Origin of the sequence: Kitasatospora sp. NPDC058063, assembly GCF_042885395.1 — a bacterium.
GTDB lineage: Bacteria > Actinomycetota > Actinomycetes > Streptomycetales > Streptomycetaceae > Kitasatospora > Kitasatospora lactacystinica.
Map to the genome: position 1 here is coordinate 205,721 of NZ_JBHVSD010000007.1, position 13,199 is coordinate 218,919.

Annotated in this window: 10 protein-coding genes; 6 read left to right on the forward strand and 4 right to left on the reverse strand. The window is 73.9% G+C overall.

Annotated features, from left to right (window positions below; translation table 11 throughout):
* The first annotated feature begins 134 nt into the window (after nucleotides 1–134).
* Nucleotides 135–704, forward strand: coding sequence for a GtrA family protein (locus tag ACFVUY_RS14495; protein WP_387695791.1), 570 nt, complete (start codon nucleotides 135–137; stop codon nucleotides 702–704).
* Nucleotides 705–722: 18 nt separating this feature from the next.
* Nucleotides 723–1,937: an ROK family protein gene (locus tag ACFVUY_RS14500; RefSeq protein WP_387695793.1), complete on the forward strand. Its 1,215-nt coding sequence runs from the start codon at nucleotides 723–725 to the stop codon at nucleotides 1,935–1,937.
* A 147-nt stretch (nucleotides 1,938–2,084) separates the two neighbouring features.
* Here the strand turns inward: ACFVUY_RS14500 and ACFVUY_RS14505 are convergent, their stop codons facing one another.
* Entirely contained in the window at nucleotides 2,085–3,125 is a 1,041-nt protein-coding gene (locus ACFVUY_RS14505; protein WP_387695794.1) for a DUF3533 domain-containing protein, read from the reverse strand.
* A 126-nt stretch (nucleotides 3,126–3,251) separates the two neighbouring features.
* Here ACFVUY_RS14505 and ACFVUY_RS14510 point away from each other — a divergent pair, with 126 nt between their 5' ends.
* Together ACFVUY_RS14510 and ACFVUY_RS14515 are read left to right on the forward strand one after the other, a co-directional pair.
* Complete coding sequence (locus tag ACFVUY_RS14510; protein WP_387729930.1) at nucleotides 3,252–3,701, forward strand: MarR family winged helix-turn-helix transcriptional regulator; 450 nt, start codon at nucleotides 3,252–3,254, stop codon at nucleotides 3,699–3,701.
* 154 nt (nucleotides 3,702–3,855) lie between these two features.
* Nucleotides 3,856–5,412, forward strand: a complete 1,557-nt coding sequence (locus ACFVUY_RS14515) for an MDR family MFS transporter (RefSeq protein WP_359904454.1) — start codon at nucleotides 3,856–3,858, stop codon at nucleotides 5,410–5,412.
* A 70-nt stretch (nucleotides 5,413–5,482) separates the two neighbouring features.
* Here ACFVUY_RS14515 and ACFVUY_RS14520 read toward each other — a convergent pair whose 3' ends face one another.
* Nucleotides 5,483–5,734, reverse strand: a complete 252-nt coding sequence (locus ACFVUY_RS14520; protein WP_387729932.1) for a hypothetical protein — start codon at nucleotides 5,732–5,734, stop codon at nucleotides 5,483–5,485.
* Between the two features lie 19 nt (nucleotides 5,735–5,753).
* A complete protein-coding gene (locus tag ACFVUY_RS14525) occupies nucleotides 5,754–6,935 on the reverse strand; it encodes an inorganic phosphate transporter (RefSeq protein WP_359904449.1) in 1,182 nt (393 codons plus the stop codon).
* Between the two features lie 337 nt (nucleotides 6,936–7,272).
* Between ACFVUY_RS14525 and ACFVUY_RS14530 the strand changes: the two genes are divergently transcribed.
* On the forward strand, nucleotides 7,273–8,814 hold the full coding sequence (locus ACFVUY_RS14530) for a C40 family peptidase (protein ID WP_387729934.1): 1,542 nt from the start codon (nucleotides 7,273–7,275) through the stop codon (nucleotides 8,812–8,814).
* A 58-nt stretch (nucleotides 8,815–8,872) separates the two neighbouring features.
* Here the strand turns inward: ACFVUY_RS14530 and ACFVUY_RS14535 are convergent, their stop codons facing one another.
* Entirely contained in the window at nucleotides 8,873–11,152 is a 2,280-nt protein-coding gene (locus ACFVUY_RS14535; protein WP_387729937.1) for an FdhF/YdeP family oxidoreductase, read from the reverse strand.
* Between the two features lie 174 nt (nucleotides 11,153–11,326).
* Between ACFVUY_RS14535 and ACFVUY_RS14540 the strand changes: the two genes are divergently transcribed.
* The gene (locus ACFVUY_RS14540; RefSeq protein WP_387729940.1) at nucleotides 11,327–13,186 is read left to right on the forward strand and encodes a protein kinase; all 1,860 of its coding nucleotides are present in this window, start codon (nucleotides 11,327–11,329) and stop codon (nucleotides 13,184–13,186) included.
* The last annotated feature ends 13 nt before the right edge of the window (nucleotides 13,187–13,199 follow it).

Below are 13,199 nucleotides of genomic sequence, written 5' to 3' on the forward strand. Positions count from 1 at the left end.
CGGGCCGCCCGCACCGGCGGCCCGGGCCACGCGCCGGCGCTCCGGGAGCCGCCGGTCCGACGGCCGCCGGCGACCCGAAGGGGCCACCGGCGATCTGAACGGCCGGCGGTACCCCCGCGTGCGAGACTGCGGAGATGCCGTCCCCCACGCAGCGCGCCCTGGCCCGGGTGCCCGACCGGCTGCGTCCCTTCCTGGTGCGCCACCGCCGGCTGGTGAAGTTCCTGCTGGTCGGGAGCGGCTGCTTCGTGCTCACCACGGTGATCAACTTCGAGCTCAAGTTCACGGTGCTGGAGCGCAAACCGGTGGTCGCGCTGACCGTCGCGACCGTGATCGGCACCGTCGTCTCGTACGTGCTGAACCGCCGCTGGGCCTTCCGGGCCGCCGGCCGCAAGCGCGAGGTGCTGATGTTTGTCCTGGTCAGCGCCGTGGCGATCGCCGTCAATGACATGCCGCTGGTGGTCTCCCGGTACCTCCTGGACCTGCGCGAGCCGTACATCGGGCCCTTCGAGCAGGAGGTCGCGGACTTCCTCAGCGGGATGGTCGTCGGCACCTTCGTGGCGATGCTGTTCCGCTACCGGGCGATGCGGCGGTGGGTCTTCGTCCCGCCCGCCGGGCGGACCCGGGCCGAGCCCGTCCCGGTGCCGACGGCGGTGCCCCCGGAACCCGACTACGCTGCACCCGGGATGCCACCGGATGTGCCGTAAAGGGGCGAGGTGAGCCTTATGCGTGAGCCGGACCCGGTCCGGACCGGGCCCGCCAGCCAGCAGGGGATGCGCCGGGCCAACCTGGCCCTGGTGCTCGGGACGATCGCGGGCGGACCGCGCTCGCGCGCGGAGGTGGCCGCCGGGACCGGCCTGACCAGGGCCGCCGTCTCCTCGCTCGCCGAGCAGCTGATCGCCGCCGGCCTGGTGGTCGAGGAGGGCCCCGCCGCGCCCAGCGGCAAGGTCGGCCGCCCCGGCACCGCGCTCGGCCTCAACCCGGACGGGCCCGGCGGCCTCGGCGCCGAGATCGGGGTGCGCCACCTGGGCGCCTGCGTGGTGGACCTGCGCGGGGAGGTCCGCGCCTGGCGGCGCCGGGAGGTCTCCAACCACGGGCGCGAGCCCGCCGCCGTGATGGCCGACCTCGCCCACCTGCTGCACGAGGCCGTCACCGAGTCGGGGCTGCGCCCGGCCGGGCTCACCCTGGCCGTGCCCGGGCTGGTCGGCGACTCCGGCGGGGTGCTCCGGCGGGCCGCCAACCTGGGCTGGCAGGACGTCCCGCTGGCCGCCGCGCTGCGCCCGGCGCTGCGCACGGCCGGCGGCGGCCTGGCCGGGCTGCCGATCGAGGCCGACAACGAGGCCAACCTCGGCGGACTGGCCGAGCGCTGGCTGGGCGCGGGCCCGGACGACTTCCTGTACGTCTCCGCCGAGGCCGGGGTGGGCGCGGCGATCGTGGTCGGCGGCCGGCTGCTGCGCGGGGCCGGCGGCTTCGCCGGCGAGTTCGGCCACGTGCCGGTCCACCCCGACGGGCCGCGCTGCGCCTGCGGGGCGCACGGCTGCCTGGAGCAGTACGCGGGCGAGGCGGCGGTACTGCGGGCGGCCGGTCTGACCGGCGCCCGGGGCGACTGGGTGGCGCTGCTCGCCGACCGGGCCGGGGCCGGGGAGCGGGCCGCCCTCGCGGCGCTGGCCGGGGCCGGTGCCGCGCTCGGCACCGCGGCCGCCGGCGCGGTCAACCTGCTGGACCCGGCCGAGGTGGTGCTGGGCGGCGGCTACGCCCGGCTGGCGCCCTGGCTGCTGCCCGCGATGCGGGCCGAACTGGCCGCCCGGGTGACGGTGCGGCCCTGGTCGGAGGACCGGCTGACGGTCTCCCGGCTGGGTCGCCGGGGCCCGCTGCTGGGCGCGGCGGTGCGGGTCGTCCGGGCCATCGTGGCCGACCCGGGGCCGCTCGCGGCGGGGTGAGAGGCGTCCGGGTCGTCGTGGCCGACCTGGCCTCGTGGCCGCCCCGGCCGACCCGGCCGGACCCGCGGGGCGCGCCGGCCCCGGAACACGCGCCGGGCCCCCGGCCGCGGTGGCCGGGGGCCCGGTGACGGGTCGGGAGCGGGCGGCTCAGTCCTCGGTGGGGACCAGCGCGCGGCCGCCGGAGCGCGGGCCGCGCAGGACGGCCAGCAGGGCGACGCCGATGCCGATCAGCGCCCAGACCACCAGGACCAGGATCGGCAGCCCCAGGTTGGTGGAGTCGAAGTAGGCGACCGACTTGGCCGCGCTGGTGCCGGCGCCGTTCGGGATCCACGAGCTGATCGCCCGCCAGAACGGCGGCATCATCGGCGCCGGGTAGACCCCGCCCGCGCTCGGGTTGCCGAGCACCACGAAGATCAGCACCGCGATGCCGATGCCGATGACGTCGAACAGGCACTGGAGCGCCATGGTGAAGGCGCCGACCGAGAACACCACCAGCGCACCGACGGCGCTCAGGCCGAGGATCGAGCCCGGCAGCGCGTCCAGCACCGGCCCGGCGATCACCGTGCCGAGCACGCCGGCGCCGATCGAGTACAGCGCGAGCACGCCGAGGCGGATCACCAGGCGGTGGACGTTGGCCGGCTTGGAGCCCGCGCTGATGCCCAGGATGGAGGCGACCAGGTAGCCGCCGACGCACCAGCCGATCACCAGGTAGAAGGCGGAGAGGCCGTTGGTGTCGCCCTTGGCGAGCGGCACCACGTCCTGGACCTTCACGGTGCGGCCCTGGCTCTGGTCGATCGCGGTGGTGATGGTCTCGGCGGCCTTGGCCGCGGACGGGCCGCGGGCGCCGCCGACCAGCAGGGTGTCCTGGGTGCCGGTCGGGTCCACGACCAGCGCCGCGTAGATCTTCTGGTCCTTGATCTGCTGGGTCGCCGTCTCGGCGTCCGGCGCGGTGAGGGCCTTGACGGCGTCGTTCGGCACCGACTCCAGCGCGCCGACCAGCTTGGGGGCGACCTGCGGCGGGGCGACCACCGCGATGGAGAGGTTCTGCGGGGCCGGCTTGTGCAGCGCCCCGATGTACGAGGTGATGAAGCCGAGCTGGAGCAGCAGCACGCCGATCACGAGCAGTGCCGCGCGCGGGGTGACCGCACTCTTCAGTTCGGCGAGGAAACCCTGCCCCGGGGCTGCCATCCACATCTCCTTGCGTAACGGGGAAAAACGGTACTTCCAGAACCGATACTTCATACCATGAAGTAGTTGGCTTGTCGCACCGCACGCGCCGGGCCGCGGCCGGTGCCACTGCGCGATACTGGCGCGGTGAGCGACGAGGATGCCCTGGTGGCGGTGGAGCGCGAGGTCGCGCTGATGTTCCGGCGGGGCCGGGCCAGAGTGGCGGAACTCTCACGGCGGGTGCACCCCGGACTGGAGGGGATGGCGTACAGCCTGCTCGGCTACGTCGAGCAGGCCGGGCCGGTGCGGGTGACCGACGTCGGCGTGCACTTCTCGGTCGGCAAGGCGACGGTGAGCCGGCAGATCCGGACGCTGGAGGAGCTGGGCCTGGTGGCCCGGGAGACGGACCCGCTGGACCGCCGGTCCGCGCTGGTCTCGCTCACCGAGGACGGGCGGCGGCGCTACCTGGCCGCGCAGGGCGTCCGGATGCGGCGGGTGCGCGAGGTGATGGACGACTGGTCGCCGGAGGACGTGACCCGTTTCGCGGAGCTGCTGCACCGCTTCAACGACGTGCTGGGGGAGCCGCCGGCCGAGTGATCCGGCGGCGGTCGCGCGGGCCTCCGGGGTCCGTGGGCGCGGGCTTTACTTTCCCTTGAAGAAAGTTGCCTAATTCAACCATCCAGTCTTATGGTTGCTTACGGCAACGAAATTTCATGATCCGCGTATCCCGCACGCTCGCCGAAGGACCCAGATGACCGTGACCACCGAGGCCGCGAGCGGAACCGCCGCAGCGGCCGACAGTCAACAGATGACGCACCGGCAGGTGATGGAGGCGCTCTCCGGCCTGCTGCTCGGCCTCTTCGTGGCCGTGCTCTCCTCGACCGTCGTCTCCAACGCCCTGCCGCACATCCTCGCCGACCTGCACGGCGGCCAGTCCGCCTACACCTGGGTGATCACGGCGGCCCTGCTCACCCTCACCGCCTCCACCCCGATCTGGGGCAAGCTCTCCGACCTCGTCAGCAAGAAGCTGCTGCTCCAGATCGCCCTGCTGATCTACATCGGCACCTCGGCGCTGGCCGGCCTCTCGCAGAACACCGGCGAGCTGATCGCCTGCCGCGCGCTCCAGGGCATCGGCGCCGGCGGTGTGGTGGCGCTCGGCCAGATCTGCCTGGCCGCGATGGTCCCGGCGCGCGAGCGCGGCCGCTACAGCGGCTACTTCGGCGCGGTCTTCGCCCTCGCCACCATCGGCGGACCGCTGATCGGCGGCGTCATCGTGGACACCTCCTGGCTCGGCTGGCGCTGGTGCTTCTACGTCGGCATCCCGTTCGCGCTGGTCGCGATCCTGGTGGTGCAGCGCACCCTCAAGCTCCCGGTGGTCAAGCGCAAGGCGAAGATCGACTACCTGGGCGCCCTGGTCATCACCGGCTCGGTCAGCCTGCTGATGATCTGGATCACCCTGGCCGGCAAGAACTACGCCTGGCTCTCCTGGCAGACCGCGGCCATGGTCGGCGGCGGCGTGCTGCTGGGCGCCCTGGCCGTCGTGATCGAGCGCCGCGCCGCCGAGCCGATCATCCCGCCGAGCCTCTTCAAGCACCGCACCGTCACCCTGGCCGCGCTGGCCAGCGTGCTGGTCGGCGTCGGGATGTACGGCGCGACCACCTTCCTCAGCCAGTACTTCCAGCTGGCCCGCGCCAAGTCCCCGACCATGGCCGGCCTGATGACCCTGCCGATGATCCTCGGCCTGGCCGTCTCCTCCGCGGTGGTCGGCCGGCTGATCACCAAGTACGGCAAGTGGAAGGCCTACCTGGTCTCCGGCACCGCGCTGCTCGCCGTCGGCTTCGCGCTGCTCGGCACCGCCCGGGCCGACACCAGCTACGTGCTGCTCTCCGTCTACATGGCGATCACCGGCGTCGGCCTCGGCCTGACCAGCCAGAACCTGGTGCTCGCGGTGCAGAACACGGTGCCCCGCAACGAGCTCGGCGCGGCCAGCTCGGTGGTCACCTTCTTCCGCACCATGGGCGGTGCGATGGGCGTCTCCGCGCTCGGCGCGCTGATGTCCAACAAGGTCTCCCACTACCTGGCCGAGAACCTGGCCGCGGCGCACGTCCCGGCGTCGCCCGCGGCCTCCGGCGGCGGCATCCCGGACCTGGCCAAGCTGCCCGCCCCGATCGTGCCGCTGGTGACGGACGCCTTCGGCCACGGCGTCGGCACCATCTTCCTGTGCGCCGCCCCGTTCGCGGCGCTGGCCTTCGTCACCGTGCTGTTCATCCGGGAGACCGCGCTGCGGACCACCACCCAGGAGAGCTGACCGGCCGTCGGGATACGCGAACGGGCCGGGGAGTGCGAAGGCACTCCCCGGCCCGTCGTGCCGGGTGCGGCTACTTGCCGGCGATCAGCGACAGCCCGTAGAGGACGGCCCCGCCGCACAGCGCGAAGCAGACGCAGGCGCCGGCCAGGGCGAGCCTGCCGCCGCCCGCGGCCCCGGCGCCCCCGCCCTCACGGGCGGCGACCAGGGCGGACTCGCGGCGGGACAGCGCCAGGATGCCGAGCGCGAAGACGCAGACGACGGCGACGGTGATGCCGAAGCTGAATCCGGCGGTCTGGGCCAGGGCGTTCCACTTGATGTGCATGGTGAGTGCTCCGGGGCGCTCAGGCCGCGACCGTGGTCGAGGCGGGGGTGGGGGTGTTCGCGGCGGCGCCGGCCGGTGCGACCTCGACCGGGGTGACGTCGACGTCGTTGACGTTGTCCGCGCCGACCGGCTGGCGGCGGGAGATCACCCACATCGCGCCCGCGCCGGCCACCAGCACGACGCCGACCAGGGCGACGCCCCAGCTGCCCTGCTCGGCCAGCAGGGCAGCGCCGCCGGAGACCACGGCGGCGGCCGGCAGGGTCAGGCCCCAGGTGTAGACCATGCGGCGGACCAGGCTCCAGCGCAGCTCGCCCTTCGGGCCGCCGAGGCCGGCGCCCATGATGCCGCCGGAGCAGACCTGGGTGGTGGAGAGGCCGAAGCCCATGTGCGAGGAGGTCAGGATGACGGTCGCGGCGGCCGACTCGGAGGCGAAGCCCTGCGGCGGGCGGATGTCCGCCAGGCCCTTGCCCATCGAGCGGATGATCCGCCAGCCGCCCATGTAGGTGCCGAGCGCGATCGCGGCGCCGGCGGAGACGATCACCCAGGTGGGCGGCAGCGCGCCGTGCGGCAGGGCGCCGACCGAGACCAGGGTCAGGGTGATGATGCCCATCGTCTTCTGGGCGTCGTTGGTGCCGTGCGCGAGCGAGATCAGCGAGGAGGAGAAGATCTGGCCGGTCTTGAAGCCCTTCTCGGTGGTCGCGGAGTCGCCCTTGCGGGTGATCACGTACGCCAGCTTGGTGGCGCCCCAGGAGGCCAGGCCGGCGACGAACGGGGAGGCGACCGCGGGGATGAGGATCTTGGTCACCACGGTGTCGAAGTTGACGCCGTTCATGCCGACGCCGACGATCGTGGCGCCGATCAGGCCGCCGTACAGCGCGTGCGAGGAACTGGACGGCAGTCCGCGCAGCCAGGTCAGCAGGTTCCAGAGGATGGCGCCGGCCAGGGCCGCGAAGATGATCTCGGGATGGACGCCGGCCTTCTCGTTGACGATGCCGCCGGAGATGGTGGTGGCGACCTTCACGGACAGGAACGCGCCCGCGAAGTTGAGCAGGGCCGCGATGGTGACCGCGACCTTCGGACGAAGAGCCCCGGTCGCGATCGCGGTGGCGGCCGCGTTGGCGGTGTCGTGGAACCCGTTGGTGAAGTCGAAGGCGAGCGCCGTGATGATCACAACGGCTACCAGGAACGAGATGTGTTCCATACCCAAACAATCGTCGTAGTTGTCGCACGGACGTTGGTGACGTCGCGACCGTAGGTCTGCTTGGTAAACGGAAGGTGAACTGGGCCGGGAATCGTGGTTCCGATGGTTGACTCGCAGTGACCACTGGATTTCATCGAGGTGACATACGGCGCGCTGAACTGGACATTAGCGAAGAACGCGCCGGTTCGACCCGGTTTGCTGAGAGCTGTCTCACAGGTCCATCGAGAATTAACCTCCCGGTCCGCATGCGCCCTGTTTCCGGCGAGTAACCCGTGGGAGGATCTGCGGGATCCGGAAAGCCGGGACAGGGGCAGTGCGCGGCGGGGAGGACCAGGCCATGGGCGGGGCGGGACAGAGAGCGGAGACGGCAGGCGTACGGCCCTGGGTGCGGGCGGCGCTGCGCTGCGGAGCCGTCCTCGCGGCCGCGGCGCTCGCACTGCCGGTGGGCGCCCAGGCCGCCTGGGCCGCGCCCGACCCGGGAGCCGGCCAGATCGCCGCCGACGCCGACCCGCTCGCCGCCGCCAAGGCCACCCTCGGCCCGCTGCTCGACCGGCTGCACGGGCTCTACCAGAGCGCCGAGGCCGCCACCGAGCAGTACAACGGCGCCGTCGCCAAGGCGGCGGACCAGCAGACCGCGCTCACCGACCTCCAGAGCCGGCTGGACCGCCAGCAGAAGCAGGTCGACGCGGGCACCGACATCGCCTCGCAGCTCGCCGCCGCGCAGTACCGCAACGGGGCCGCGTCGGCCTACGCGGAGCTGCTGCTCTCCAAGGACCCGTACGAGGCGGTCGTCATCGCCGAGCTGCTCGCCTCGGCCAGCCGCTCGCAGTCGGAGTTCCTGGACAAGCTGAAGAGCGACCGGGACGCGCTGGACGGGCTGAAGAAGCAGACCGAGGAGGCGCTGGCGACCGCCCGGACGCTGGTCGTCCAGCAGGACGCGGCCAAGGCCAAGGCGTCCGCCGACCTCACGGCGGTCGAGCAGATGGTCTCCTCGCTGACCGGTGCCCAGCGGACCGAGCTGGAGCAGCTGGAGAAGGCCAAGGCGGACGAGGCGCAGCTCGCCTTCCTCGCCTCCGGGGCGCTCGGCAAGGGCGAGCGCACGCCCTCCCAGCAGGGGCGCGCGGCCATCGCCTTCGCGCTGGCGCAGGTGAGCAAGCCGTACCTGTGGGGCGGCACCGGCCCGGACGCCTACGACTGCTCGGGCCTCACCTCGCAGGCCTGGCTGCACGCGGGCAAGCCGATCCCGCGCACCAGCCAGGAGCAGTGGGCGCAGCTGCCGCACGTGGCGCTCAACCAGCTGCGGCCCGGCGACCTGGTGGTGTACTTCCAGGACGCCTCGCACATCGGGATGTACATCGGCGGCGGGCTGATCGTGCAGGCGCCGCGGCCCGGCGCGTTCATCAAGATCTCGCCGATCGGCTCGATGCCGATCCTCGGGGCCGTCCGTCCCGACCCGTCCGGCGCGGCGGACGACGCCGGCGGCGCCTGGAAGGTGCCCGACCTCCCGTCGGGCTGGGACGCCGTCACGCCGATAGCGCCGAGCCCGGCCCACCAGCTGCCGGCCACGCCGGCCCCCGGCGGCGAGGTGACGCCGCCGACCGTGCCGCAGACGCCGGGCGGGACGCCGACCACGCCGGGCGGCACCGGTACGCCGACCGACCCGGGGACGCCGTCCGGCGGCACGCCCACCTCGACCCCGACCGGCACGCCGACCGGCCCGAGCACCCCGACGGGGACGGGCACCCCGAGCGGGACCGGCACGCCCACCCCGACCGGGACGGGCACCCCGACGGGGAGCCCGAGCGGCACCGGCTCGGCGACCGCCTCGGCCCCGGGCAGCGCGACGGCCACGCTGCCGCTGGGCACGCCGACGCACTGACACCGCGGCACCGACACCGAGGGCCGCCCCACGTCATCGGACGTGGGGCGGCCTGCGGCTACGCGCCGCTGTCGGGGGCGAAGCGGATCACGACGGCCTTGGAGGTCGGCGTGTTGCTGATGTCGGCGGTGGAGTCGAGCGGCACCAGGACGTTGGTCTCGGGATAGTAGGCCGCCGCGCCGCCGCGGGCGACGGGGTAGTGGACGACCCGGAAGTGCGGGGCGCGGCGCTCCACGCCGTCGCTCCACTCGCCGACCAGGTCGACGTACCCGCCGTCGGTGAGCCCGAGCTCGTCGGCGTCCGCGGGGTTGACCAGGACCACCCGGCGGCCGCCCTTGATGCCGCGGTAGCGGTCGTCGAGGCCGTAGATCGTGGTGTTGTACTGGTCGTGCGAGCGCAGGGTCTGGAGCAGCAGCCGGCCCGGCGGGACCTCGGGGGCGGTCAGCGGGTTGACGGAGAAGTTGGCCCTGCCGGTCGCGGTCGGGAAGGTACGGGTGTCCCGGGGGCCGTGCGGCAGGGTGAAGCCGCCGGGGCGGCGGACCTTCTCGTTGTAGTCCTCGAAGCCCGGCACGACGCGGGCGATCCGGTCCCGCAGGGTGTCGTAGTCGGCGGCGAAGTCCTCCCACGGCACGGTGTCCTGCGGCCCGAGCACGGCGCGGGCGAGCCGGCAGACGATCGCGGTCTCGGAGAGCAGCCCGGGGGCGGGCGGCCGCAGGCCGCCGCGCGAGGCGTGCACCTGGCCCATCGAGTCCTCGACGCTGACGAACTGGGCGCCGCGCGCGGTGACGTCCCGGTCGGTGCGGCCCAGGGTGGGCAGGATCAGGGCGCGGGCGCCGGTGACCACGTGCGAGCGGTTGAGCTTGGTGGAGACGTGGACGGTCAGCCGGCAGCGGCGCATCGCGGCCTCGGTGACCTCGGTGTCCGGGGTGGCCGCGACGAAGTTGCCGCCCATCGCGAAGAAGACCCCGACCCTGCCGTCGCGCATCGCGCGGATGGTGTCCACCGAGTCGAGGCCGTGCTCGCGCGGCGGCTCGAAGCGGAACTCCTCGCCCAGCGCGTCCAGGAAGGCGGCGGTGGGGCGTTCGAAGATGCCCATCGTCCGGTCGCCCTGGACGTTGCTGTGCCCGCGCACCGGGCAGACCCCGGCGCCGGGGCGGCCGACGTTGCCGCGCAGCAGCAGGAAGTTGACGACCTCGCGGATGGTCGGCACGGCGTGCTTGTGCTGGGTGAGGCCCATCGCCCAGCAGACGATGATCTTCTCGGACTTCAGCACCAGCTCGCCGAGCTCTGCTATCTGCTCCCAGGGCAGCCCGGTCGCGGCGAGCACCTCGTCGCGGTCGGTCCCGCGCGCCTGGGCCTCGAACTCCTCGAAGCCGTAGCAGTGTTCGGCGACGAAGTCGTGGTCGACGCCGTCCCGCTCCAGGACGATCCGGTTCAGCGCGCGGAACAGCGCGAGGTCGCCGCCGAGGCGGATCTGCAGGAAGAGGTCGGTCAGCTTGGTGCCGTGGCCGACCAGCCCGCGCGCGTGCTGGGGGTTCTTGAACCGCTCCAGGCCCGCCTCCGGCAGCGGGTTGACGCTGACGATCGTGGCGCCGGCCCGCTTGGCGCGCTCCAGCGCGGAGAGCATCCGGGGGTGGTTGGTGCCCGGGTTCTGGCCGGCCACGATGATCAGGTCGGCCTGGTAGAGGTCCTTCAGGCCGACGCTGCCCTTGCCGACGCCGAGCGTCTCGGTGAGCGCCGAGCCGGAGGACTCGTGGCACATGTTCGAGCAGTCCGGCATGTTGTTGGTGCCGAGCCGGCGGGCGAACAGCTGGTAGGCGAAGGCGGCCTCGTTGCTGGTCCGGCCGGAGGTGTAGAAGGCGGCGCCGTCCGGGGTGTCCAGGGCCTTCAGCTCCTCGGCGATCAGCGCGAAGGCGTCGTCCCAGGAGACCGGCGTGTAGTGGGTGGCGCCCTCGTCGAGCAGCATCGGCGCGGTGAGCCGGCCCTGCTGGCCCAGCCAGTAGCCGGAGCGCTCGGCCAGGTCGGCGACCGGGTGGGCGGCGAAGAAGTCGGCGTGGACGCGCCGCTCGGTGGCCTCCTCGGCGACGGCCTTGGCGCCGTTCTCGCAGAACTCGGCGGTGTGCGGCTTGTCCGGCTCCGGCCAGGCGCAGCCGGGGCAGTCGAAGCCGTTCTGCTGGTTGACCTTGCGCAGGGTGGCCAGGGTGCGGCGGGCGCCCATCTGCTCGGCGGCCATCCGCAGGCTGTGGCCGACGGCGGGCAGTCCGGCGGCCGCGTGCTGGGGCGCGGACACCTCGGGGGCGTCCTGCGCCGGGTCGCTCTGCGGGGCCTGCTTGGCCATGGCCGCTCCTCGGGCTCTGCTGGGTTCGCACCGCCGCGTTCGCGCGGGGATTCGACTGCATCCTTCCATCTGGCCGGGGCCCGGGGGAGAGGAGGAGGGGAGGGGCGACGGCGGGGGGAAGGGCGGTGGACGGCGTCGGTAGAGTCTGGGCGTCATGGCGGGAGGGGAGGGCGCGTGCGAGTCGGGGACGTCCTGGACGGCCGGTACGAGCTGGTGGAGAAGCTCGGGCAAGGCGGGTTCGGGGTGGTGTGGCGGGCCCGGGACACCCGGATGGGGCGGCCGGTGGCGGTCAAGGTCATCGGGCACCACGGCGGTGACCGGGCGAAGGCCGCGCTGCGGTTCGTCCGGGAGGCCGGTGCGGCCGGCAACCTCTCGCACCCGCACATCGTCACGGTGCACGACCTGGGGCAGTGCGAGCTCGGCGGCGAGGAGGTCACCTACCTGGTGATGGAGCTGCTCACCGGCCGCACCCTCACCGAGGTGCTGCGGGCGGGGGTGCCCGAGCCCGCGCTCAGCCTGCGCTGGGGGCGGCAGATCGGCGGAGCGCTGGCTGCCGCGCACGACGCGGGCATGGTGCACCGGGACATCAAGCCGGACAACGTGATGATCACCGACGCCGGGCAGCTGAAGGTGCTGGACTTCGGCATCGCCCAGCTGGACACCGGCGCGGGCGGGCTGACCACCACCGGGACGATCGTCGGCAGCCCGGCGTACATGGCGCCGGAGCGCTGGACCGGCGGCCGGGTGGACGGGCGGGCCGACCTCTACGCGCTGGGCTGCGTCCTGATCGAACTCTTCACCGGGGCACGGCCGTTCGGCGGGGACTCGACTCCGGTGCTGATGTACCAGCACCTCAACGAGGCGCCGCCGCCGCTGGACCCGGCGCAGTTCGGGCTGCCGCCGCAGGTGGCCGGGCTGGTCGCGGAGCTGCTGGCGAAGGATCCGGCGGACCGGCCGGCCGACGCCCGTACGGTCGAGCGGCGGCTCGCCGAGCTGGCCGACTGGCCGGGCGGCCGGGAGGCCTCGGCGCGGCAGCCGGCGCCGACCGTGGTGGAGCGCCCGGGGCCGGTGGTGCCACCGCCGCCGAGCGCCCCGCCGGTCGTCCCCGCGCCCGCGCTGCCGCCCGCGCCCGCCGTGCTGCCCGCGCCTGCCGTGCTGCCCGCGCCCGTCGCGCCGCCCGCCGTCCCGTCGGTGCTGCCCCCGCTGACCACGCCGCCGGTGACGGCCACGCCGCCGGCCGAGTCCGTCCGGGCCGCACTGCGCGAGCGCCGGTCCGCCGCGTACCGGGCGGCGACGGCCGGCGAGTCGGCGATGCTGCTGCAGACGCTCGCCCAGGAGTGCGTGACGGTGCTCGGCCGGAGCGACCGGGACACCCTGTGCACCTGGCGGGACTTCGCCTGGTACCTCAGCCGGACCGGGGACCTGAACGGCGCGGTCCGGCTGCTGACCGCCCTGGTGGACGACATGCGCGCGGCGCTCGGCGCGGTCGACCCGGACACCCTCGGCGCCCGCTACCACCTGGTCTGGTGCGTCGGCGAGAGCGGTGCGCCGGTCACCGCGATCCGGCTGATGAACGAGCTGCTGCCCGACCTGCACGCCGCCTGGGGCCCGTACGACCCGCGGGTCCTGAAGGCCCGGCACGACCTCGCGCTGCACCGGGCCAACCGGGGCGACCCGCAGGGCGCGGTGCTCCAGTTGCACGGGCTGCTGCCGGACCTCGCCCGGGTGCTGGGCGAGCACCACCCGAGCACCGTGCAGGCCTGGCGGGACCTGGCCGGCTACCAGCAGCAGCTGGCCCAGGCCGGCCGCAAGGGGCCGGGGCAGCGCCGCCGCACGCCGCGGATGAGCCCGGTGGAGGCGCTGGTGCTGGTGCGGCGGCTGCGGCTGTGGGACTTCGCCACCGACGAGGAGGCCCGGGCCTGCATGGACGCGCTGGACCGGGGGATCGGCCTGAAGGGCGTCGCGGACGTGGTGTTCGACGCACCGGACCACGTCTCGGACGAGGACCTGGTGGAGGAGATCTTCGGGGCCTGAGCGCCGTCGCCAC

Coding starts and splice junctions, on each gene's coding strand:
- ACFVUY_RS14500 (WP_387695793.1), top strand. CDS start 723: ATGCGTGAGCCGGACCCGGTCCGGACCGGGCCCGCCAGCCAGCAGGGG.
- ACFVUY_RS14535 (WP_387729937.1), bottom strand. CDS start 11,152: ATGGCCAAGCAGGCCCCGCAGAGCGACCCGGCGCAGGACGCCCCCGAG.
- ACFVUY_RS14525 (WP_359904449.1), bottom strand. CDS start 6,935: ATGGAACACATCTCGTTCCTGGTAGCCGTTGTGATCATCACGGCGCTC.
- ACFVUY_RS14520 (WP_387729932.1), bottom strand. CDS start 5,734: ATGCACATCAAGTGGAACGCCCTGGCCCAGACCGCCGGATTCAGCTTC.
- ACFVUY_RS14515 (WP_359904454.1), top strand. CDS start 3,856: ATGACCGTGACCACCGAGGCCGCGAGCGGAACCGCCGCAGCGGCCGAC.
- ACFVUY_RS14530 (WP_387729934.1), top strand. CDS start 7,273: ATGGGCGGGGCGGGACAGAGAGCGGAGACGGCAGGCGTACGGCCCTGG.
- ACFVUY_RS14505 (WP_387695794.1), bottom strand. CDS start 3,125: ATGGCAGCCCCGGGGCAGGGTTTCCTCGCCGAACTGAAGAGTGCGGTC.
- ACFVUY_RS14495 (WP_387695791.1), top strand. CDS start 135: ATGCCGTCCCCCACGCAGCGCGCCCTGGCCCGGGTGCCCGACCGGCTG.